General features: G+C 62.9%; 25 protein-coding genes and 1 other RNA gene. 15 read left to right on the forward strand and 11 right to left on the reverse strand.

The window, feature by feature from the left end:
• Positions 1–35: 35 nt before the first annotated feature.
• From gatC to rpmG, 7 genes are all read left to right on the forward strand, one after another.
• Complete coding sequence (gene gatC / locus M8744_RS11140) at positions 36–323, forward strand: Asp-tRNA(Asn)/Glu-tRNA(Gln) amidotransferase subunit GatC (RefSeq protein WP_251415627.1); 288 nt, start codon at positions 36–38, stop codon at positions 321–323.
• A 3-nt stretch (positions 324–326) separates the two neighbouring features.
• Complete coding sequence (gatA, locus tag M8744_RS11145) at positions 327–1,808, forward strand: Asp-tRNA(Asn)/Glu-tRNA(Gln) amidotransferase subunit GatA (RefSeq protein ID WP_251415642.1); 1,482 nt, start codon at positions 327–329, stop codon at positions 1,806–1,808.
• An 83-nt stretch (positions 1,809–1,891) separates the two neighbouring features.
• Positions 1,892–2,611, forward strand: coding sequence for a hypothetical protein (locus M8744_RS11150; RefSeq protein ID WP_251415646.1), 720 nt, complete (start codon positions 1,892–1,894; stop codon positions 2,609–2,611).
• The gene (locus M8744_RS11155) at positions 2,572–3,285 is read left to right on the forward strand and encodes an N-acetylmuramoyl-L-alanine amidase (protein ID WP_252409435.1); all 714 of its coding nucleotides are present in this window, start codon (positions 2,572–2,574) and stop codon (positions 3,283–3,285) included. The genes M8744_RS11150 and M8744_RS11155 overlap by 40 nt, the downstream gene beginning before the upstream one ends.
• A 28-nt stretch (positions 3,286–3,313) precedes the next feature.
• Positions 3,314–3,703: RNase P RNA component class A (gene rnpB / locus M8744_RS11160), an RNA gene on the forward strand.
• Positions 3,704–3,822: 119 nt separating this feature from the next.
• A complete protein-coding gene (locus tag M8744_RS11165) occupies positions 3,823–4,533 on the forward strand; it encodes a DUF533 domain-containing protein (protein ID WP_251415666.1) in 711 nt (236 codons plus the stop codon).
• Between the two features lie 126 nt (positions 4,534–4,659).
• Entirely contained in the window at positions 4,660–4,827 is a 168-nt protein-coding gene (gene rpmG / locus M8744_RS11170; protein ID WP_005630270.1) for a 50S ribosomal protein L33, read from the forward strand.
• Positions 4,828–4,990: 163 nt separating this feature from the next.
• On the opposite strand, the gene M8744_RS11175 is transcribed toward rpmG, so the two are convergent.
• Together M8744_RS11175 and M8744_RS11180 are read right to left on the reverse strand one after the other, a co-directional pair.
• Complete coding sequence (locus tag M8744_RS11175) at positions 4,991–5,728, reverse strand: Bax inhibitor-1/YccA family protein (RefSeq protein WP_251415669.1); 738 nt, start codon at positions 5,726–5,728, stop codon at positions 4,991–4,993.
• A 139-nt stretch (positions 5,729–5,867) separates the two neighbouring features.
• Entirely contained in the window at positions 5,868–6,077 is a 210-nt protein-coding gene (locus M8744_RS11180; protein WP_251415671.1) for a YjiS-like domain-containing protein, read from the reverse strand.
• A 114-nt stretch (positions 6,078–6,191) separates the two neighbouring features.
• Between M8744_RS11180 and M8744_RS11185 the strand changes: the two genes are divergently transcribed.
• A complete protein-coding gene (locus tag M8744_RS11185) occupies positions 6,192–7,067 on the forward strand; it encodes a LysR family transcriptional regulator (RefSeq protein ID WP_285813427.1) in 876 nt (291 codons plus the stop codon).
• Here M8744_RS11185 and M8744_RS11190 read toward each other — a convergent pair.
• The gene (locus M8744_RS11190; protein ID WP_251415674.1) at positions 7,057–8,016 is read right to left on the reverse strand and encodes an NADPH:quinone oxidoreductase family protein; all 960 of its coding nucleotides are present in this window, start codon (positions 8,014–8,016) and stop codon (positions 7,057–7,059) included. The two genes, M8744_RS11185 and M8744_RS11190, sit on opposite strands and share 11 nt — an antisense overlap.
• A 250-nt stretch (positions 8,017–8,266) precedes the next feature.
• Between M8744_RS11190 and M8744_RS11195 the strand changes: the two genes are divergently transcribed.
• The 3 genes from M8744_RS11195 to M8744_RS11205 all read left to right on the forward strand — a co-directional run bounded on the left by M8744_RS11195 (position 8,267) and on the right by M8744_RS11205 (position 10,965).
• The gene (locus tag M8744_RS11195; protein WP_251415677.1) at positions 8,267–8,653 is read left to right on the forward strand and encodes a helix-turn-helix domain-containing protein; all 387 of its coding nucleotides are present in this window, start codon (positions 8,267–8,269) and stop codon (positions 8,651–8,653) included.
• A 54-nt stretch (positions 8,654–8,707) separates the two neighbouring features.
• Positions 8,708–9,502 (forward strand): histidinol-phosphatase, encoded by a 795-nt coding sequence (gene hisN, locus M8744_RS11200; protein ID WP_251415691.1) that lies wholly within the window; start codon positions 8,708–8,710, stop codon positions 9,500–9,502.
• Positions 9,503–9,630: 128 nt separating this feature from the next.
• The gene (locus M8744_RS11205; protein ID WP_251415707.1) at positions 9,631–10,965 is read left to right on the forward strand and encodes an 8-oxoguanine deaminase; all 1,335 of its coding nucleotides are present in this window, start codon (positions 9,631–9,633) and stop codon (positions 10,963–10,965) included.
• A gap of 86 nt (positions 10,966–11,051) precedes the next feature.
• On the opposite strand, the gene M8744_RS11210 is transcribed toward M8744_RS11205, so the two are convergent.
• A complete protein-coding gene (locus M8744_RS11210) occupies positions 11,052–11,927 on the reverse strand; it encodes a 3-hydroxybutyryl-CoA dehydrogenase (RefSeq protein WP_251415724.1) in 876 nt (291 codons plus the stop codon).
• 166 nt (positions 11,928–12,093) lie between these two features.
• On the opposite strand from M8744_RS11210, the gene M8744_RS11215 reads away from it, so the two are divergent.
• Entirely contained in the window at positions 12,094–12,921 is an 828-nt protein-coding gene (locus M8744_RS11215) for a DUF6473 family protein (RefSeq protein WP_251415727.1), read from the forward strand.
• A gap of 53 nt (positions 12,922–12,974) precedes the next feature.
• Here M8744_RS11215 and M8744_RS11220 read toward each other — a convergent pair whose 3' ends face one another.
• The 6 genes from M8744_RS11220 to M8744_RS17835 all read right to left on the reverse strand — a co-directional run bounded on the left by M8744_RS11220 (position 12,975) and on the right by M8744_RS17835 (position 17,082).
• Entirely contained in the window at positions 12,975–13,901 is a 927-nt protein-coding gene (locus M8744_RS11220) for an electron transfer flavoprotein subunit alpha/FixB family protein (protein WP_251415730.1), read from the reverse strand.
• The gene (locus M8744_RS11225) at positions 13,901–14,659 is read right to left on the reverse strand and encodes an electron transfer flavoprotein subunit beta/FixA family protein (protein WP_251415733.1); all 759 of its coding nucleotides are present in this window, start codon (positions 14,657–14,659) and stop codon (positions 13,901–13,903) included. The genes M8744_RS11220 and M8744_RS11225 overlap by 1 nt, the downstream gene beginning before the upstream one ends.
• A 174-nt stretch (positions 14,660–14,833) precedes the next feature.
• On the reverse strand, positions 14,834–15,406 hold the full coding sequence (locus M8744_RS11230; protein ID WP_251415753.1) for a cob(I)yrinic acid a,c-diamide adenosyltransferase: 573 nt from the start codon (positions 15,404–15,406) through the stop codon (positions 14,834–14,836).
• Positions 15,407–15,409: 3 nt separating this feature from the next.
• A complete protein-coding gene (locus tag M8744_RS11235; protein ID WP_251415757.1) occupies positions 15,410–15,613 on the reverse strand; it encodes a twin transmembrane helix small protein in 204 nt (67 codons plus the stop codon).
• Positions 15,614–15,683: 70 nt separating this feature from the next.
• Complete coding sequence (locus tag M8744_RS11240; protein ID WP_251415760.1) at positions 15,684–16,511, reverse strand: SDR family oxidoreductase; 828 nt, start codon at positions 16,509–16,511, stop codon at positions 15,684–15,686.
• 37 nt (positions 16,512–16,548) lie between these two features.
• Entirely contained in the window at positions 16,549–17,082 is a 534-nt protein-coding gene (locus M8744_RS17835; protein ID WP_251415778.1) for an SH3 domain-containing protein, read from the reverse strand.
• Between the two features lie 169 nt (positions 17,083–17,251).
• On the opposite strand from M8744_RS17835, the gene M8744_RS11250 reads away from it, so the two are divergent.
• Positions 17,252–19,678: a DNA topoisomerase IV subunit A gene (locus M8744_RS11250; RefSeq protein ID WP_251415781.1), complete on the forward strand. Its 2,427-nt coding sequence runs from the start codon at positions 17,252–17,254 to the stop codon at positions 19,676–19,678.
• Here the strand turns inward: M8744_RS11250 and M8744_RS11255 are convergent.
• On the reverse strand, positions 19,671–21,071 hold the full coding sequence (locus M8744_RS11255) for a cytochrome P450 (RefSeq protein WP_251415784.1): 1,401 nt from the start codon (positions 21,069–21,071) through the stop codon (positions 19,671–19,673). The genes M8744_RS11250 and M8744_RS11255 overlap by 8 nt on opposite strands.
• Positions 21,072–21,200: 129 nt before the next feature.
• On the opposite strand from M8744_RS11255, the gene M8744_RS11260 reads away from it, so the two are divergent.
• Positions 21,201–21,806, forward strand: coding sequence for a hypothetical protein (locus M8744_RS11260; protein WP_251415787.1), 606 nt, complete (start codon positions 21,201–21,203; stop codon positions 21,804–21,806).
• Positions 21,807–21,904: 98 nt separating this feature from the next.
• A partial coding sequence (locus tag M8744_RS11265) for a GTP-binding protein (protein ID WP_251415865.1) occupies positions 21,905–22,003 on the forward strand: 99 nt, incomplete at its 3' end.

The following is a 22,003-nucleotide window of genomic DNA, read 5'->3' on the forward strand; positions in this document are numbered from 1 at the left end:
ACGCGGTGTGACCTTTAAAACCCCGGAGATCACCCATGTCGATCGACCTCGAAACAGCCGCCAAGGTGGCCAAGCTCGCCCGCATCAAGGTTGAGGACGATGCGCTGCCGGCGCTGGCGGATGAATTCAACACCATCCTCGGTTTCATCGAGCAACTGAACGAGGTGGATGTGGACGGTGTCGAACCGATGACCAGCGTCACCCCCCAGCGCCTGAAGCGGCGCGAGGACGTGGTGACCGATGGCCACATGCCCGAAAAGATCCTGTCGAATGCACCGGATGCCCGCGAAGGCTTCTTCGCGGTGCCCAAGGTGATGGAGTAAGCCATGACTGAGCTGAACAAACTGACCCTGGCCGAGGCGCGTGACAAACTGCGCGCGGGCGACGTGACCAGCGTCGAGCTGACGCAGGCCTGCCTCGATGCAATCGAGGGCGCCGATGCGCTGGGCGCCTTCGTGCACAAGACACCCGAGATCGCGCTGGAGCGCGCCCGCGCCGCCGATGCCCGCATTGCGCAGGGCGACGCGCCCGCCATGTGCGGCTTGCCCATCGGCATAAAGGATCTGTTCTGCACAAAAGGTGTCGACAGCCAGGCCGCGAGTCGCATCCTGCAAGGGTTCAAGCCGGAATACGAATCCACCGTCAGTCAGCAGTTGCTTGACGATGGCGCCGTGATGCTGGGCAAGCTGAACATGGATGAATTCGCCATGGGCAGCTCGAACGAAACCAGCGTTTACGGCAACGTGGTGAACCCCTGGAAAGTCGATGACCGCGCGCTGACGCCCGGCGGCTCGTCCGGTGGTTCGGCCGCGGCCGTGGCGGCCGATCTGTGCCTTGCGGCAACCGGCACCGATACCGGCGGTTCGATCCGCCAGCCTGCCGCCTTCACCGGCATCACGGGTATCAAGCCGACCTATGGCCGCTGCTCGCGCTGGGGCATCGTGGCCTTTGCTTCCAGCCTCGACCAGGCCGGCCCGATGACCAAGGATGTGCGCGACGCCGCGATCATGTTGCAGGCGATGTGCGGGCATGACCCGAAGGATTCGACCAGCGCCGACATTCCCGTGCCCGATTTCGAGGCGATGCTGACAGGCGATGTAAAGGGAAAGGTCATCGGGATTCCGCGCGAATATCGCATGGATGGCATGCCCGAAGAGATCGAAAAGCTCTGGGCTGATGGTACCGCGATGCTGAAAGATGCCGGGGCCGAGATCCGCGACATTTCCTTGCCGCACACGAAATACGCGCTGCCCGCCTATTACGTGATCGCCCCGGCCGAGGCGTCTTCGAACCTCGCACGCTATGACGGGGTGCGCTATGGCCACCGCGCCAAGCTGGCGCAGGGCGACGGTATCACCGAGATGTACGAGAAAACCCGCGCCGAAGGCTTTGGCCACGAGGTGCAGCGCCGCGTGATGGTTGGCACTTACGTTCTGTCGGCAGGTTTTTATGACGCTTATTACAATCGCGCGCGTAAGGTTCGCACGTTGATTAAGCGCGATTTCGAACAGGTTTTCGACAGCGGCATCGACGCCATCCTGACGCCAGCCACTCCCAGCGCAGCCTTCGGCCTGGGCGAGATGGCGCAGGCAGACCCTGTGCAAATGTATCTGAATGACGTGTTTACCGTGACGGTCAACCTGGCGGGGCTGCCGGGTGTCAGCTTGCCAGCCGGGCTTGACAAGCAGGGTTTGCCGCTGGGGCTGCAACTGATCGGCCGGCCGTGGGAAGAGGGCGATCTGCTCAATACCGCCTATGCACTGGAACGTGCGGCCGGCTTTGTGGCAAAGCCCGCGAAATGGTGGTAAACCGCCTGAAAATCAGGTCAGGCAGGATGCAGACAATGCGTGTTTTTCTTTTTTGTGCGGCGGCACTTTCGCTTTCCGCCTGTATGACCGCCGTTCCCGATAGCGGCGCGGGCGTCGGATTCGGCGACTACAGTGAATACCAGCAACAGCAAGCCGCGCGCGACGCGGCCCTGATTGGCACGGCCACCCCGCCGGCAGGCGTCATTTCCGACGAGGTGCCCGGCACCGGGCGCAACACGCCGCAAGCGCAGGCCCAGGTCACCCAGGGCACTGCACCCGCCACGCAGGCGCGACCCGAGGCAGCGACCGAGGCCGAGCGCCTGGCCGCCGATACGGCAGCGTTGCTCAATTCCGGGGTGACCCCGGTTCAGGCTGACCCGTCGAATCCGCCACCCGAGGCCGTGAACGATGCCGGCATCAGCGAGGAAAACGATTTCGAGAACGTTTCGAACCTACGCAGCATCGAAAGCGATGCACAGCGCCTTGCCCGAAACCGTGCCCAGTACCAGGTTGTTCAACCCGAGGCCCTGCCGAGCCGCCCCGGGTCGCGCGGGCCGAATATCGTCGATTTCGCATTGCGCACTACCAACCCGAAGGGCACGGCGCTGTATCGTCGCTCCGGGCTGAACAGCCAGGCCCGTTATGAGCGCAATTGCGCGAAATACGCGTCGTCCGACCGCGCACAAGAAGATTTTCTGGCCCGTGGCGGCCCGCAGCGTGACCGTTTGGGGCTTGATCCCGATGGTGACGGGTTTGCCTGTTCTTGGGATCCGACGCCGTTCCGCATGGTGCGCGGAGGCTAATTCCCCTGCCGCGCGCAATCTGGCATCCGTCGCCCAATTTCGGGCCAAGGCGCGATGGGGCATTGCCTGAGCTGGTCGTGCTTCATTACACCGCGATGGATGGCGCCAATGCAGCCCTTGCCCGTTTATGCGACCCGACGGCCGAAGTTTCGGCTCACTACCTGATAGGCGCCGACGGCACGCTTTGGCAAATGGTCGACGAAACCATGCGCGCCTGGCATGCGGGCGCGGGCCAATGGCGGGGCATCGTTGATGTGAACTCCCGCTCGATCGGAATCGAGTTGGACAATTGCGGGGATCATCCGTTTTCCGCCCCTCAAATGAACACGCTGGAAGGCTTGTTGCCGACGATCCTTGAACGGTGGGGTATTCCCGTCGATGGTGTGATCGGCCATTCCGACATGGCCCCGGGTCGCAAGCACGACCCCGGTCCCAGGTTCGATTGGGCGCGATTGGAGCGGCTGGGTCTGGCCGCAGCCCGCGGCACGGGCGCCCCGCCCGAAACCCCAGATCCGGAGCGGTTTCGTCGCCTGGCCGCGGAGGTGGGTTACACGGCCGATGTGGATGACGCGACCCTGCTGCAGGCCGTGCGCTTGCGCTACCGGCCTGGAGCGCGAGGGCCCTTGGTGCCTGCCGATTTTTCGCCGCTAGACCAGCCTGCGCTATGGACCTGACCGGGTAAAGCGCCTATCTGGGCCACGCGCGGAGGGCTGGATGACCGCGGGCGGCAACGTCCGAGGAAAGTCCGGACTCCACGAGACAACGGTGCCGGGTAACGCCCGGGCAGGGCAACCTGACGGAAAGCGCCACAGAAAATAAACCGCCCGTCCACGCGGCGGGCAAGGGTGAAACGGTGGGGTAAGAGCCCACCGGGAGGCTGGCAACAGCCTCCGCATGGCAAGCCCCACCGGGAGCAATGCCGAATAGGATCTCCGCGCGGGCTGATCGGGCAACCGATATCGCCGCAGGGTACGTCTCGACCCAGGGGATCGGGTTGGCAGCTGAAGGGCCCCGGTAACGGTGCCCGTAGATGAATGGTCATCCAAAGGGTCACCCCTTGGACAAAATCCGGCTTACAGGCCCTCCGCGCGTATCTGTCTGCCTGCATTAGCGGTTTCCTCGCTCGGCTTGGAGGCCGGGTCGCGCCGAGTGTCTTGAAGTGACTGTTGTGAAAGGCGTGTTAGACTGCCTCCAACAAGGAGGAACAGATCATGAGCTTCGTCAAGACACTGGCCGCGCTGACCGTGGGGTTCGCCGCCGCGCGCGGTGTGCAAAAGGTCAAGGAAATGGGCGGCCTTTCGGGCGTCAAGGATGCGATGCGCAGCGCCGGGGCACCCGGCGGCATGGCCGACCAGATGGCCGAGATGGCCGGGAAAATGGGGATGCCCGTCAAACAGGAGAACATGCGAGACATGTTCAACCGCTTCGGTGGGCAGGCGGCCGAGGCAACGGATGCCACGGAACAGGGACTGGCCAGCTTGATGGGTGCGATGACGAGTGCCGCCGGCGCGGGTGCCCGCGGCGTGTCAGACATGATGGCAACCCTGACCCAAGGCACCGCGGCAGGCGCCGCGAGCGAGGAAAACGCCCGCCTGATGATCCGCGCCATGATACAGGCCGCCAAGGCCGATGGCGATATTGATGCCGATGAACGCAAGAAAATCCTCGATCATCTGTCGGATGCAAGCGTAGACGAGATTACCTTTGTCGAGACGGCACTGGATGCGCCTGTCGATCCGATGGCGCTGGCACGCGATACCGGCGACGCGATGCGCGCCCAGGTCTATTCCGCCGCGCTGATGGCCATTTCCGCCGATACCGAAGGCGAACGCACCTATCTGCGGGGTTTGGCGCAGGCGTTGCAGCTTGATGATGATACGATTGGCGCGCTGCACCGGGGCATGGGCCGCCCGCCGCTGTGACGGCCGTGCGCAAATTCTCGGCCTCACACCGGGTTTCGGTGTTGACTCTGCGGCGGGCACGGGTAAAAGGCGGGCTTCAAAGGATTTCACGGGCGGCAGCACTCCGCCCTGTGCAGGAGAGCGACAATGGCGAAGCCGACCACAATCAAGATCCGCCTGAACTCGACCGCGGGCACGGGCCACTTCTACGTGACCAAGAAAAACGCGCGCACGATGACCGAGAAAATGACCGTTCGCAAGTATGACCCGGTCGCGCGCAAGCATGTCGAATACAAGGAAGGCAAGATCAAGTAAGATCGCCTGACCCGATCAGAATGAAAGCCGCGCTGGCCCCGCCTGCGCGGCTTTTTCGCGTGTGGCGCGGGTGTATCGGGATGTGGGGCACACTGGTGTCAGAGTAAATGAAAAAGGGCCGGTCAAATGACCGGCCCTTCGCATGACTGCTTCTTTCGCTGGATTATTCGCGATTGCCCAGCAGTTGCAGCAGGAACATGAACATGTTGATGAAGTCCAGGTACAGGCGCAGCGCACCCAGGATCGCGGACTTGCCCAGCCATTCGCTGTCTCCATGCTGCGCATGGGCCAGGTACTCGTTCTTGATATCCTGCGTGTCATAGGCCGTCAGGCCGGCAAAGATCAGGACACCCAGGATCGAGATCGCGAACATGATCGCGGGCGAGCCGAGGAAGATGTTGATGATCGACGCCACGATGAGGCCGATCACGCCCATGATCAGGAAGCTGCCCCAGCCCGAAATGTCTTTCTTCGTGGTATATCCCCACAAAGACAGGCCGGCAAAGGCGATCGACGTCACGAGGAACACCTGCGCGATGGAAAAGCCGGTGAAGGCCACAAAAATCCACGACAGGCTCAGGCCCATGACGGCTGCGAAGACGTAAAAGAACAGCTGTGCGCCAGCCGCCGACAGGCGATTGATGGCCGCGCCGAAGCCGAACACCATCAAGAGCGGGGCAAACATCACGATCCAGCCCAGGATATTCGGGCTAAGCGTGACCGGATCGCGGAACACGCTGAGCAATTGCGGGCTGGTGCCGACGGCCCAAGCCACGGCAAATGTCACCAGCATGCCTACGGACATCGTGCCGTAGACCTTGTTCATGTGGGCGCGCAGGCCCTCGTCAACCTGGGCGGTGCGGCTACCAGCTGCCGTCCGGATTGTTTCATATTCAGCCATTCATCCCTCCGATGCGGAACTTTTTGACCCGGACGGATTGTCGGGTCTTGCCTCGAATATCGGTCGGGTGGCGCTCTGTTTCAAGTGTCTTGCGCGCTTAATATGACTGTTATGGTCATGAATTGGCGGTGATGCCCGATCAGCGCCAATGCGCGGGTGCGTCCCAGACGGGCCGGCGTGCCTCGGCGCGGGCTTCGGCACGGGTTTTGCCGATGTCGCGCAGGGCTGCATCGTCGAGCTGGGCCAGCGCGCGACGTTGGCGATAGAGGTCGAACAACTGTGCCAGGCTGCGGCGGGGGCGGGGCAGGCCGGCAAGCCGCCGGCTTGCGGTATGTTGCAGCGTGGTCATTCATTTTCCTTTCGTGATGCACGGTGCGATTCCATCAGTTCTGTTGATCTGATACGCCAGATGGTCTAATTTGAAAAACGAATGTTTTTGCACTTCGTCATCAGGATTCGTGATATGAGAAACATGGACATCACCACGCTCCGCTCGTTCGTCGCGGTAGCTGAACTGCGCGGTGTCACACGCGCCGCCGCGCATCTGAACCTGACGCAATCGGCGGTGTCCATGCAGCTGAAGCGGCTGGAAGACCTGTTGGGGCTGGCCCTGTTCGACAGATCCGCGCGGCGGATCGCGCTGACGCAGAACGGTGAACAGATGCTCAGCTATGCCAGGCGCATGGTGCAATTGAATGACGAGGTGATGATGCGCCTGACCGACCAGGCCTTTGAAGGCGAGGTGATCCTGGGCGCCCCGCATGACATCGTCTATCCGGTGATCCCGCAGGTGCTGAAATCGTTCAACGTGGCGTTCCCGCGGGTCAAGGTCACGCTGCGCTCGTCCAGCACGGTCGAGCTTCATGATGCGCTGGACCACGGTCAGGTCGACCTGATCCTGACCACGGAATCGGCTCCGCGGCCGGGGGGCGAAACGCTGGCGCATGTTCCGCTGCGTTGGGCCGGGGCCAAGGGCGGGCAAAGCTGGCGTTTGCGCCCGTTGCGGCTGGCCTTTTGTACCAAGTGCGCCTTTCGTCCGCAGGCGATCCGGGCGCTGGACGCCGCCGGGATCGATTGGGAAATGACTGTCGATTCCAATGACGACCGCTCGGTCGAGGCGTTGATAAGCGCCGATCTTGCCATCGGCGCCCTGCTGGAAGGCAGCATCCCCCCGCATCAAGAGGCCGTGCCTCATGGTGGCAGCCTGCCCGACCTGGGTGTGCAACAGATCAACATGTACGCGCCGGGCGTTGATCGGGGGGGCATAATCGATGAACTGCGACAGTCGTTGCGCAAGGCCTTTGCCGCAAAACCCGACGATCTGCGCCTTACGGGGTGATCACCACCTTGCCGGTGGATTTGCGCGCCCGCAGCAATTCCAGCCCGTCACGCGCGCGTTCAAGCGGCAGAACGTGGCTTACATGGGGTTTCAGCCGACCCTCGGCATACCAGCCCAGCAGCGTGCGGATGCTGTCTGTCACGACCTCGGGGCGGAATTTGAGGTAACCGCCCCAGTAGACGCCCAGCACGCTCAGGTTCTTGACCATAAGGTGATTGGCCGGGATTTGCGGCACCTCGCCACTGGCAAAGCCGATGGGCAGCAGCCGCGCCTCGGGCTTGCAGACGCGAAAGGCCGCTTGCCATTGCTCTCCGCCCACCGGGTCATACACCACATCTGCGCCCCCCAGCGCCTTGACGCGGGCGCGGATATCATCGCTTGTCGCGTCGATCACGTGGTCGGCCCCAGCCTTGGCCGCGATTTCCAGCTTGTCGGCCCCGCGCGCGCAGGCGATCACCGTGGCGCCCATCAGCTTGCCCACCTCGACGGCGGTCAGCCCGACACCGCCAGCCGCGCCCAGCACCAACAAGGTTTCGCCCGGCTGCATCTGCGCGCGGTGGTGCAGCGCCACGTGACTGGTGCCATAGGCGACCTGGAAAGCGGCGGCGTGCGTCGCGCTCATGCCATCGGGCAGGGGCACGGTCCGTTTGGCGGGAAAACAGCCAAATTCGGCCAAACCGCCTTGTCCGCCGAAAACCGCCACGCGGGTGCCCGGTGATGGTCCTTCGACATCGGGCCCAAGCGCGTCGACCACGCCCGCCACCTCCATGCCAAGGGTAAAGGGTGGCTCGGGCATGTCCTGGTACTTGCCTTGCTCCATCAGCAGATCGGCGAAGTTCAGCCCGCATGCCTCGATCTTCAGGCGCAGCTCACCGGGGCCGGGCCGGGGCACGGGCCTGTCAGTGACCGAGGCCATCGCCCCCGTGCCGGGCACCGTGAATGCACGCATCTGCTTCTCCTGAACGGGTCTTTGGCGCAGGATGCGCAGGTGCAGGCATGGTGTCAAACGGCGCGATGAAGGGCAATCACCCATAAATTGTGGTGCAAAGGTATAGGGTCGCCCAAAAGGCGTGTAAAACCCGTTGATCGTGTGGCAGAAATGGTATCAATATGGCCGCCAGGCCAAGAGGTTGGCCTGGCCTTTCTATTCGATTGGCCGGGGCCGGGCTTTTCTGAAGCAAATTGATTGGAGTGGAAAAATGGCGCATCCGGTGGATGTTCACGTTGGAAAACGCATTCGTCAGCGTCGCTGGCTGGTTGGGATGACACAGCAGAAACTGGCGGAAAGCGTCGGGATCAAGTTCCAGCAAATCCAGAAATACGAAACCGGGGCCAACCGCGTCAGCGCCTCGCGTCTTTGGGACATTGCCGAGGCGCTGGACGTCGACGTCAGCTTTTTCTTCGAAGGGCTCAACACCGAACATGGCAACGAGGGGGCTGGCACCGAGGGTGCGCCGCACGATCTGCCTCAAGATCTGATCGGCGACAAGGAAGCGATGGACCTCGTCCGCTCTTATTACGCGATACCGGAAAACCAGCGACGCCGGCTGTTCGAACTGGCGCGGGTGCTGTCCGACGTGGCTTGAGGCCCGCCGCGCACTGGGGTAGGGGCAGGCAACTTCCCTTGGAAAGGCCCGGTCATGGCGACACAGGACGCAGCGATCATCGAGACAGCCCATGCGACGGCCGACGCTGCCCGCAGGGCGATCCTGCCATATTTCCGGCGTGCCGACCTGGCGACCGAAAACAAGGACGCCTCGGGGTTCGATCCGGTGACCGAGGCCGACCGCGCGGCGGAACAGGCCATGCGCGCCGTCTTGCAACAAAGGCGCCCTGGTGACGGCATCATTGGCGAAGAGTTCGGCAATACACCCGGCCAAAGCGGTATCACCTGGGTGCTTGACCCGATAGATGGTACGCGCGGGTTCATGTCGGGCACGCCCACCTGGGGCGTGCTGGTCGCGGCAGCCCGCGACGGTGTTCCCATCTTTGGCATCGTTGATCAGCCTTACATCGGCGAACGTTTCTGGGGCGGTTTCGGGCAGGCCGCCATGCACGGCCCGATGGGCGCGCGTGATCTGGCCGTGCGCGGCGACAGGCCGCTTGACCAGTCGGTGCTTTTCACCACCTTCCCCGAGTTGGGAACGACGCGTGAAGCGGCCGCTTTTGCCGAAGTGGCCCGCCTGGTCAAGCTGACCCGCTATGGCATGGATTGTTATGCCTATGCGCTGCTCGCCGCCGGCCAGATCGACCTGGTGATCGAAGCGGGCCTTTCCAATTACGATATCCAGGCACCGATGGCGGTTATCGAAGCCGCGGGAGGCATCGTCACCAACTGGCAGGGTGGCCCGGCCCATCAAGGTGGCCGCGTGATTGCCGCGGCCGGTCGTCAGCAGCACGATGCCGCTTTGGCCATTCTGTCCCGCGCGCCCTGATCGGTTGCTGAATTTCCGTGATGGAATTTTGCGCGGCGCAAACGGCATGCTAAAATGCCCCGCGCGTCTCTTGCCCCTTTCCGGCGCGCCCCGTTGTCCCGAGGGGGTGATCTGCCGAGGGGCCAACCATGACAGAAATTCTGATCCGTAATGCCGACACCATCCTGACAATGGATGAAGACCGCCGTGAATTGTCAGGTGCCGACATTCTTATACGTGACGGGGTAATCGCCCAGATCGGGCAAGGTCTGGAAAGCACGGGTGAAACGATCCTTGCGACCGGGGGTGTCGTTACTCCCGGCCTGGTCAACACCCATCACCATCTCTACCAGACGCTCACCCGCGCGGTGCCCGGGGCACAGGATGCCTTGCTTTTCGGCTGGTTGCGAACGCTTTACCCGATCTGGGCCCGGTTCACTCCCGAGCACATGTTCACCAGCGCGCAGGCGGGTCTGGCTGAACTTGCGCTGTCGGGCTGCACCCTGACCTCGGACCACCTGTATCTTTTTCCCAACGGGGCACGGCTCGACGACACGATCCATGCCGCCGCCGAAACGGGGCTGCGGTTCCACCCCACCCGCGGTGCCATGAGCATTGGTGAAAGCGCGGGTGGCCTGCCCCCCGACAGCCTGGTTGAACGCGAAGAGGCGATCCTGGCCGACATGATCCGCGTGGTCGACGCCTTCCACGATCCGGCCGAAGGCGCGATGTGCCGCGTCGGGCTGGCCCCATGCTCGCCTTTCTCGGTCACTCGCGCGCTCATGCGTGAAACCGCGACCCTGGCGCGCGACAAGGGCGTGATGCTGCACACCCACCTGGCCGAGAATGACGAGGATATCGCCTATTCCCTGGAAAAATTCGGCTGTCGGCCCGGTCAATATGCCGAAGACCTGGGCTGGACGGGTAACGATGTCTGGCACGCCCATTGCGTGAAACTGGACGGCTCCGAGATCGACCTGTTCGCGCGCAGCCGCACCGGCGTGGCCCATTGCCCCTGTTCCAACTGTCGCCTGGGCAGCGGAATCGCCCCGTTGCGCGCGATGCGTGATGCCGACGTGCCCGTGGGGCTGGGCGTGGATGGTTCGGCCAGCAACGACGCAGGTAGCCTGATCGCCGAGGCGCGGCAGGCCATGCTTTTGCAGCGCGTGGCCCAAGGCGCGGATGCCATGAGCGCGCGTGAAGCGTTGGAAATTGCCACCCGAGCTGGGGCCGACATACTGGGCCGGCCAGATTGCGGACGGCTTGAGCCGGGAAAACGCGCCGATATCGCGATCTGGGACACGAGCGGGATAGAAAGCGCCGGCAGTTGGGATAAAGCCGCGCTGCTGCTGGCCGGCCCCAGCCGCGTCAAACACCTGTTTGTCGAAGGTCGCCAAATCGTGCGTGACGGGCAGATCACCACGATCGACCTGCCAACCGTTGTCGAACGTCAGACCCGTCTGGCTCGCGCGTTGGCGGCCTGATCTTCCTCTTGCTGCAAATACCCCGGGGGGAGGCACCATTGGTGCCGGGGGGCAGCGCCCCCCCCCAGCGCGGGCGTGCCCGCGCTTCAGCGCGTCGGAACAGGAACCTCGCCCCGGTAGTCGTAGAAACCGCGCTGCGTCTTGCGGCCCAGCCAACCCGCCTCAACGTATTTTGTCAGCAGCGGGCAGGGGCGATACTTCGTATCGGCCAGCCCGTCATGCAGCACGTTCATGATGGCCAGGCAGGTATCCAGCCCGATGAAGTCGGCCAGTTCCAGCGGCCCCATCGGGTGGTTCGCGCCCAGCCTCATCGCCTCGTCGATCGAGCGCACGTTGCCCACCCCCTCGTACAGGGTATAGACGGCCTCGTTGATCATCGGCATCAGGATGCGGTTGACGATGAAACCCGGGAAGTCCTCGGCACTCGACGCCGTTTTGCCGATCTTTTCCACCACCGCCAGGCAGGCCTTGTAGGTCTCTTCATCGGTGGCGATGCCCCGGATCAGTTCCACGAGTTGCATCACCGGTACCGGGTTCATGAAATGGAAACCCATGAACTTTTCCGGCCGGTCCGTGCGGCTGGCCAGGCGGGTTATCGAAATAGACGAGGTATTAGAAGTCAGGATGGTATGCGGCTTGAGATGCGGGTGCAGGTCTTCGAAGATCGCCTGTTTCACGGTTTCGCGTTCGGTCGCGGCCTCGATGATCAGGTCGCATGGGCCCAGGTCGGTCAGTGTCAGCGTTGTCTTGATCCGGCCCATCGCGGCGTCTTTCTCGGCCTGGCCAATCTTTTCGCGGCTGACCTGGCGGGACAGGTTCTTGTCAATCTTGGCGATGGCGGCATCCAGCGCTTCCTTGCTGATATCGCTCATCAGCACGTCAAATCCGGCCAGCGCCATGACATGGGCGATCCCGTTGCCCATCTGTCCTGCGCCCACGACGCCGATGGTCTGAATCTCCATGTACGCTCTCCTATCCTGCTATGCGCCCGCACCATAGACACGCCCTGCGACCGGCTGCAAGGCCCGGAGGCCCGCGCAATTCTCTGAGAATTGCGGGTTTAAGCCATTGTAAATGGCTTTGTCCGAATCTTGGCATGGGTGAGTAACGAAACGATTGGTGGGAACCATGTCTTTCCAGATGACGGGGCCGCTTGGCCTCGACTACGAGCCGTGCCGTTACGGGGCTTCGCGGGTGACCTTTCGGGGCCCCGCGCAGTCGCTGCACAGGCCTTACGCGGCATTTTTGGGTGGCACGGAAACCTATGGCAAGTTCATCGAGCGGCCATTTCCCGCGTTGCTGCGTGACCGTTTGGCCCTGTCCTGCGTGAACCTCGGCTGCGTGAATGCCGGTCACGATCTTTATCTTCATGATCCCAGCATCATGGAAATCGTCAGCCGCGCGCGGGTCTGCGTGCTGCAGATCGGTGGGGCGCAGAACATGTCGAACCGCTATTACACGGTTCATCCAAGGCGCAACGATCGCTTCGTCAAGGCATCCAATCTGATGCGCCAGATATTTCGCGATGTCGACTTCACCGAGTTTATCTTTACGCGGCACATGCTGGAAAGCCTGGCGCAATTCGCACCGGCCCGTTTTCAAATGCTCCGCGACGAGTTGCAAGACGCCTGGGTTGCGCGCACTAGACTGTTGGCCGATCGGTTGGACGGCCGGGTTATCCTGCTGTGGTTCGCCGACCGGTATCCACCCCTGTCCGACAGCGTGCCGGGACTGGGCCCGGACCCGTTATTCATTACGCGCGAAATGATCGAGAGCCTGCGCCCCGACGTGGCCGATATTGTCGAAGTGGCGACAAGCGCCGCCGTGAAGGCCGCGGGGACCGATGGCATGATCTTCCCCGCAGGCGAACAGGCCGCCGCCGCCACTTTGCCCGGCCCCAAAGCCCATCTTGAGGTCGCCGCGCGGCTTTTGCCTGCCTTGACAGCCTATGCCTGAACGAAAAAGGCCCGCCGGAAGGGCGGGCCTTTCGCTGTTGTCGCACGGGGCGCTTACAGTTTTTCGATCAGTTCGGGCACGGCGTCGAACAGGTCAGCCACCAGGCCGTAATCTGCCACCTGGAAAATCGGGGCTTCTTCGTCCTTGTTGATGGCGACGATGATTTTCGAATCCTTCATGCCGGCCAGGTGCTGGATCGCGCCCGAGATGCCGACCGCGATATACAGGTCGGGTGCAACCACCTTGCCGGTCTGGCCCACCTGCCAGTCGTTCGGGGCAAAGCCCGAGTCGACTGCCGCGCGCGATGCGCCCACGGCGGCGCCCAGTTTGTCGGCCAGTTTCTCGATCAGCGCGAAATCGTCTTCCGAGCCGACACCGCGGCCCCCCGATACGACAACGCCGGCCGAGGTCAGTTCAGGCCGGTCGCTCTCGGCAACCTTGTCCTCGACCCATTCCGACAGGCCCGATGCCTTGGCACCGTTTGTCGTTTCAACCGTGGCCGAGTTGCCGGTGCCTGCCGCGTCGAAGCTGGCCGTGCGGAACGAGATCACTTTCTTCGCATCCGACGATTTCACCGTCTGGATCGCGTTGCCGGCATAGACAGGGCGCTCGAACGTGTCGGCATCGACGACGCCAGACACATCCGTCAGCATCATCGCATCCAGCAGCGCGGCCACGCGCGGTAGCACGTTCTTGGCATCGGTGGTGGCAGGGGCGACGATGTGATCGTAATCACCGGCCAGCGACACGATCAGGTCAGCGGTGGATTCGGCCAGGCGATGGCCCAGTGCTTCATCCTCGGCAACCAGAACCTTGGCGACGCCATCGATGGTGGCAGCTTCTTTCGCGGCATCCGCAGCCGATGCGCCCGCGCACAGCACGGTCACGTCGCCAAGCGTCTTTGCCGCGGTCACGGCCTTGGCCGTGGCATCCATCGCCAATTCGCCATTGTTCACTTCGGCAAGCAGAAGAACAGCCATTACACCGCCCCCTTTTCCTTGAGTTTGGACACGAGCTCGTCGACCGACCCTACCATCTCGCCGGCGGCGCGCTCGGGCGGCTCGGACGTCTTGACGATCGTCAGGCGCGGGCTGACATCGACGCCGTAATCTTCGGCCGTCTTTTCATCCAGCGGCTTTTTCTTGGCCTTCATGATGTTCGGCAGCGTGGCATAACGCGGCTCGTTCAGGCGCAGGTCGACCGTGACAACGGTGGGCATCGACACCTTGATGGTCTGCAGGCCGCCATCGACCTCGCGGGTGACAACCGCCTTGTCCCCGTCGATGTCCAGCTCTGAGGCAAACGTTGCCTGGCTCCAGCCCATCAGCGCCGACAACATCTGTCCGGTGGCGTTCATATCGTTGTCGATCGCCTGCTTGCCGCAGATTACCAGGCCGGGCTGCTCTTCCTCGACGATCTTGGCAAGTATCTTGGCGACGCTCAGCGGTTCGATATCCTGGTGCACGTCATCGGCGGCAACGACCAGGATCGCGCGGTCGGCGCCCATGGCCAGCGCGGTGCGCAGGGTTTCCTGCGCCTGCTTGACGCCGATCGACACGGCGACAACCTCTTCGACGACACCCTTTTCCTTCAGGCGGATCGCCTCTTCGACGGCAATCTCGTCAAAGGGGTTCATCGACATCTTGACGTTGGCGAGATCGACACCGCTGCCATCCGCCTTGACGCGGACCTTCACGTTGTAGTCGATCACGCGCTTAACAGGCACAAGTACCTTCATTGGCGTGGTCTCCCTATTAGGTTACGGGGCGCCGAGGTCGACTCCCCCAAATGCTCTCTGGCGCTTGATATATTCTTGAGCGCGCGGGAAACAGGGCAAAAACGTCATGTTGCGGCGTTGCGACGCCGCGTTTTGCCGCAATTCTCACCATGCCACGCCGCGCTAGTTCGCAGCTTAGCGGTTCGCGCCCGGAACCCACAAGACATCGTCCTTGCCGTCGTTATTGGCGATGCGGCCGGCCACGAAGAACCAATCCGACAGGCGGTTGAGGTATTTCACCGCCTCGGGGTTGACCGTTTCCATGGTCGCAAGCTCAACCGTCAGCCTTTCGGCCCGGCGCGCTACCGTGCGACACACGTGCAATTGCGCGGCCAGCGCCGATCCGCCGGGCAGGATGAAACTGCGCAGGGGTTCAAGCTTGGCATTCATCGCGTCGATTTCCGATTCCAGCCGCGCCACCTGTTCGGCGGCCATGCGCAGTGGTGGATATTCGCGCTCGGAATCCTTGTGCATGTCGGGGGTGCACATGTCGGCGCCCAGGTCGAACAGGTCGTTCTGGATGCGCATCAGGCCGGCGTCGATCTCGCCGTCGGCATGTAGCCGCGCCACGCCAACAAAAGCATTCAGCTCATCCGAGGTGCCATATGCCGTGACCCGCAGCGCATGCTTGGCCACCCGCGTGCCATTGCCAAGGGCGGTTTCCCCGTGATCCCCGGTTTTCGTGTAGATCTTGTTAAGAACGACCATGTCTTATCCCCCGCTACGCAGCCAGACGAACAGCAAAAGCAGAACAACCGCGATGAATTGCGCCACGATTCGCAGTTTCATCATCCGGTTGGATTTCTTGGCGGCCTCAAGCGTGCCCTTGCCGAAGTTGGAAATACCCAGCACCAGTATGCCAAGCACGGCCAGGCAGGCGGCGGCAACCACGTAAAACAGCGGATCGTTCATCATCTGCTTGTTCGTCCCTCTTGTTCAGTGCTGGGCCATGTAGGGGCCTGTGCGCAAAAAGCGAACCGGAAATTCACCCCTTGGCGAGAATCCAGTCAAGCGCGCGGGCCGGCAGCACGCGTCGTAGAGCGCCCATTATATACGTGGGCGTCGTCACGTAGTAGCGCGGGCGGGGGTTTTTTGCCTCAAGCGCGCGCAACAATTTCGCGGTGACCGCGCCCGGGGGCAGTTCGAACCTGTCGGGGCCGCGCGATTCGTATAACCGTTTCAGCAGCTTGCCACGATACTGCGCGGCACGCGGGCTGTTCTCCCAGTCGATCCATCGTTCGAAATACGGGATCGAATTCACTCTGATCTTCGAGGTGATCGGCCCTGGCTCGATCAGGCTGACATGAATCGGGGTGTCGCGCATTTCGACGCGCAGCGTGTCGGTCAGGCCTTCAAGCGCGAACTTGGTGCTGACATAGGCGCCGCGCCACGGCATCACCACCAGCCCGAGAACGGACGAACAGTTGACGATTCGCCCGTGTCCCTGCGCCCGCATCACCGGGATCACGCGGGTGGTCAGGTCGTGCCAGCCAAACAGGTTGGTCTCGAATATCTCGCGCAGCGCGCCGGTGGGCAGATCCTCGACCGCGCCGGGGCAGGCATGGGCGCCGTTGTTGAACAGCGCATCCAGCGTGCCACCCGTCGCGGCCAGAACCTCGTCCAAAGCCTGGGCGATGCTGTCGGGCGCGGCATAATCAAGTTGCACCGCCTCGAACCCCTCGTCGGCCAACCGTGCCACGTCGGCGGCTTGGCGGCAGGCAGCGAATACGCGCCACCCCCGGCTGCGCAGGCCATGCGCCGCGTCGTATCCGATGCCGCTGGAGCAGCCGGTGATCAGGATGGATGGTTTCATGCGCGCGATTAGTGGGGAAAACCGCGCGCTTTGGCAATCAGTCTAAGCCCGCCGTGACCAGGAAATCGGCAATCCAGCCGACGCGCCCGGTATCAACGACCCGCAAGTTCAGCCAGCCGGTGCCAGGGTCATCCAGCACCTCGACCAGGTCGCCACGGCGTAATGTCGTGGCGACGTTGAATTTCGTGCCCGGCCCCATCCGCATGTTGACCACGTTCCCCGAGATTTCGCGCAGGTCGGATTGCGGTTCGGGCGCGGGAACCGCTTCGGGGGCAGGGGCGGTGGGCGTGGTGGCCGCGCTTACCACGCGGGCCTTTTCGAAAACGGGCTTGGTTCTGTCTGGTGCGGCAATGCTGGGCAGGCTGACATTCACACGGGGCAATTCGCCGGGGTCGAATGCGGCACGCGCCACCTCGTCGCCGGATGACGGTGGCGCGGGATTGATCGTGGCGGCGGGCGCGACCGGGGCAAACACCGAGAACCCCCCGGCCTGCAACGAGCCGCTACGCGGCGCGTAATCGCCACCTCCGCTAAGCTCGTAAAAGCTCCACCCCAGAAAACCGAACGTCACCAATATCAAGCGCCACATACCGCCCCCAGGCAAAGAAACACACAAACACGCGGCAGCAAAAATCCGCTTATGTTCCTTATACACGATTCGCGTGTGTCGCAGGGGATTTCCCGCGAAATTACCTGCAAATCGCTTTACGCAGATTCGTGCGCCGTTTATCAGCTTGGGAATGACCGACACCACCGACACCCCCGAGGGCGGCCTGCCCGCGATGTCTGAACCTCTGCGCCGTGCGATCGGCGACAGGTACCTGACATATGCGCTGTCCACGATCATGCACCGCGCGCTGCCCGATGCGCGCGACGGGCTGAAGCCCGTGCATCGGCGCATCCTTTACGCGATGAGCCGCCTGCGCTTGTCGGCAAATGGAAGGTTCCTCAAATCCGCCAAGATCAGCGGTGACACGATGGGCGATTTCCACCCGCATGGCGATGCCGCGATCTATGATGCGATGGCGCGCCTGGCGCAGGATTTCGCCGTGCGTTATCCGCTGGTCGACGGGCAAGGGAATTTCGGCAATATCGACGGCGACAACCCTGCCGCCAGCCGCTATACCGAGGCCCGGATGACCGTGATGGCCGAGGCGCTGCTTGAGGGGCTTGATGAGAACGCGGTCGATTTCAGGCCCAATTACGATGGCCGCTTGACCGAACCCGCCGTGTTGCCGGCAGCCTACCCCAACCTTCTGGCCAATGGTGCCAGCGGCATCGCGGTGGGCATGGCAACCAACATTCCGCCGCATAACATCGACGAGTTGATCGGCGCCTGTCTCCACCTCATCAAGTCGCCCGATGCGCGCGATGACACGCTGTTGCAATACATACCCGGCCCCGATTTCCCAACTGGCGGCATCATCGTCGAACCGCCCGAGAACATCGCCGAGGCCTATCGCACTGGCCGTGGGGCCTTTCGCCTGCGTTCCAAGTGGGAAACCGAGGATCTGGGCCGTGGTCAATGGCAGATTGTCGTCACCGAAATTCCCTACCAGGTGCAAAAATCCAAGCTGATCGAAAAACTGGCCGAGCTCATTCAGACCAAGAAGGTGCCGATCCTGGCCGATGTGCGCGACGAAAGCGCCGATGACATTCGTATCGTGCTGGAACCGCGCTCGAAAAATGTCGACGCCGATGTTTTGATGGGCACGCTGTTTCGCAATTCCGACCTGGAAACTCGGTTCAGCCTGAACATGAACGTGCTGATCGACGGGGTCACGCCAAGGGTTTGCAGCCTGAGACAGGTGTTGCGTGCCTTCCTCGATCATCGGCGCGAGGTTCTGATGCGCCGCGCCCGCCACCGGCTGGCGCGGATCGACCACCGTCTTGAGGTGCTCGAAGGGTTGATGGTGGCCTTTTTGAACCTCGACCGGGTGATCGACATCATCCGCTATGACGAAGATCCCAAGGCCGCGCTGATGTACGAGGATTGGTCGACCGCGCATCAGGGCACGATCCGCCGCGCCACGTCCGAGGCCGATTACGTCTCGCCATTGCTGGGGGTCGACCGCGAGGCCTTGACGCTGGTGAGCGACCCCGGCGCCGTTCTTCCCGAGGCGCTGACCGATGACAGCGATGTGCCCCGTGGCGTGCCCTACCGTTTTGACCGGCGCGACGAAGGGCTGTCGGACATCCAGGCCGAGGCGATCCTGAACATGCGCCTGCGCAGCCTGCGCCGGCTTGAAGAGTTGGAACTGCGCGCCGAGCAGGACAAGCTCATGGCTGAACGCGCCGACATCATGGACCTGCTGGAAGACGACAGCCTGCAATGGTCCCGCGTGGCCGAAGAACTGCGCGAAGTGCGCAAGAAATTCGGCGCCAAATCCGAAAGCGGCGCGCGCCGCACCCGGTTCGCCGAGGCGGGCGTGGTCGAGGAGGTGCCGATCGAAGCGATGATCGAACGTGAGCCGATCACCGTCGTCTGTTCGCAGATGGGCTGGATTCGCGCGATGACAGGCCATATCGACCTTTCGCGCGAGTTGAAATTCAAGGATGGTGACGGCCCTCGGTTCATCTTTCACGCCGAAACCACCGACCGGCTGCTGGTTTTTGGCTCGAACGGGCGGTTCTACACGCTGCAAGCCGTCAACCTGCCCGGAGGGCGGGGCATGGGCGAGCCGGTCCGCCTGATGGTGGACCTGCCCAACGAGGTCGAGATCATCGACCTGTTCATCCATCGTCCGGGCCGAAAGCTGCTGGTCGCGTCGTCGGCGGGGGACGGTTTCATCGTGCCCGAAGACGAGATCGTGGCCCAGACGCGCAGCGGCAAGCAGGTGCTGAATGTCAAGGGTGACGTGCGCGCCCGCGTCTGCACCCCGGTTTCCGGCGACAGCGTGGCGGTGGTGGGCGAGAACCGCAAGGTGCTGGTCTTTGACCTTGACGAACTGCCGGAAATGACCCGCGGCAAGGGCGTTCGCTTGCAGAAATACAAGGATGGCGGATTGTCCGACGCGCGCACCTTTGCCCGAGCCGAAGGGCTTAGCTGGCTTGACCCGGCCGGGCGCACCCGCACCGAAACGGAATTGACCGAATGGACGGGCAAGCGCGCCAGCGCGGGCCGCATGGCCCCGCGCGGTTTTCCAAGGGACAACCGGTTCACGTAACGGGCGCGCCCTGCGCTCGGCCGGATGGGGCGGCAGGCGCCGCGACCGGCTCGGCCTCCAGCCACACGCCGCCCTCTGGGCGCAGGGTCAGGATCATCACCGGCCTTGGGTCTTTTCCCGGCACCGGCGTGAAGCGGTGGCGCGCCAGCAGCGTCGCCAGAATGATCACCGATTCCTGCAACGCGAAGCTGGCCCCGATGCAGATCCGCGGCCCGTCGCCGAACGGCAGGTAGGCATAACGATCAATCGCTTTCGGGTCGGCGAAGCGCTCGGGGCGAAAGGTGTCGGGCGCGTCCCACAGCAGGTGGTTGCGATGCAGCGCATAGATCGGAATCATGATCGTGTCGCCGGGGCGAACCTCGCGCCCGCACAGAACATCATGTTTCTGCGCGGTGCGGCTGATGATGCCGGCGGGCGGATACATGCGCAGCGCCTCGTCCACGATCTGCCTGACAAGGGGCAGGCGGGCCACGTCATCGCCCGTGGCCGCACGGTCGCCCAGCACGGTGTGGGCTTCGGCGCGGGCGCGATCCTGCACGACCTGGTCAAAGGCGCACAGGTATAGCGACCAGGCCAATGTCAGCGCGGTGGTTTCGTGCCCCGCGACGATGAAGGTCAGCAGGTTGTCGCGCAACTCGCCCGTGTCCATCCGGCGCTTGGTCTTGGGGTCTTCGCCTTCAAGCAACAGGTCCAGCAGGTCGGGCACGCCGTCGCCCGACCCATCGCGCCGCGCGTCGATCGCGTCGTCGGCCACTTTTTTCATTTCACGCAGCGCCGCGCCCGAAACCATCCGCCCCGGACGCGGCACCCAGTCGGGAAAACCCAGTATGTCGAACAGACTGATCTTGCCGGCCTCGGCGATATAGGCGTCGATCGCACCATGCACGGCGTCGCGGTCGAACCCGCCATCGCCGGAGAAGGTCACGTCTGAAATCACGTCGAATGTGGCGCGGACCATTTCTTCGGCCATGTTGACCGCGCGCGGGCCGGCCGCGGCCACCCGTGCGCTTGCCGCTTCGGCGGCGTGGGTCATGATCGGCGCAAGGTTCATCACGTTGCGATGGGAAAACACCGGTGCGGCCGCACGCCGTTGCCAACGCCAATGCGCGCCTTCGGCAATGAACAGCGACTCGCCGATTGCCGGGCGTAGCAGGTTCTTGGTGACGTCCGATTTCGGGTAGTCATCCAACGCCTCAAGCAGGATGTGCTTTATCGCGTCCGGGTCCATGACCATGTGCCAGCGCTTGCCGGTCTTGCCCGACACCATCGGTTGTCGCGTGGCGATTTCGGGGATGATCGACAACACGTTCTGGCGTGCAGCGTTAAGGCTTTTCAAGATCCCCCAGGGCTCGCGCACCAGGGGTACATGGACGGGTAGAGTATCGGGATGCATGTCGGACGACCTCCTGCCGGTTCAAGGTAGGGCGCCGGGCCCCGATCGACAATTCCCCGCCGTCAGATTGCGCCGGTCGTGTTGCTGGGCTATGCCGAGGACGTATTGCATGTCTTGGGGGAATTTCAGATGTTCAGAGTTCTTGCGCTGATCGCCGGTCTTGTCACGCTTGTTGCGTGCACAAACGCCAATGACCTTGCCGGCCCGGCCGCGGATCTCGGTGATTTCCAACTGGGTCACAGGGTTGTCGTTTCCCCCAATCTGACAAAGGGCCCGCTGTCGCGCGAGGCCGATGCGGAAGAATGGGAAAAGGCGATGCTGGACGCCCTGGGCGAACGGTTCGATCGCTACGAGGGCGAGAAACTGTATCATTTCGGCATCTCGGTCGAAGGGTACGTGCTGGCCCAGCCGGGGATTCCGGTGGTGGCCAACCCCAAGTCGATCCTGATTTTCAACCTGACGATCTGGGATGACGCCGCCGGCAAGAAGCTGAACGAAGAAGTCGAGCAGATCACCGTTTTCGAAAGCATGTCGGGCGAGACCCTGTTGAGCTCGGGCTTGACGCAAACCAAGGAACAGCAGCTGCAAAACCTCAGCCGCAACGCGGCAAAGCAGATCCAGAGTTACATGATCAGGATGAAGCGGGAAAAAGGCTGGTTCGGTGGCGCTGGCGACAGCGTTGAAGCACCCGAAACCGCCGATGCGGGCGACGAGGTCACGGAAAGCGAGGGATAGCCCATCAATGCTTGATTTTCCCCGCGCAAGCCAATAAATGCCGCGCGGAGTATGAACCGGGCCATGGCGTGCCCCCCAAACCACGAGGCGTCCGAAGGATGGCAAAGGAAAAGTTTGAACGCAGCAAACCGCACGTGAACATCGGGACTGTTGGTCACGTTGACCACGGCAAGACGACGCTGACGGCGGCGATCACG

Origin of the sequence: Lutimaribacter degradans, assembly GCF_023703375.1 — a bacterium.
GTDB classification, from domain to species: Bacteria; Pseudomonadota; Alphaproteobacteria; order Rhodobacterales; family Rhodobacteraceae; genus Lutimaribacter; species Lutimaribacter degradans.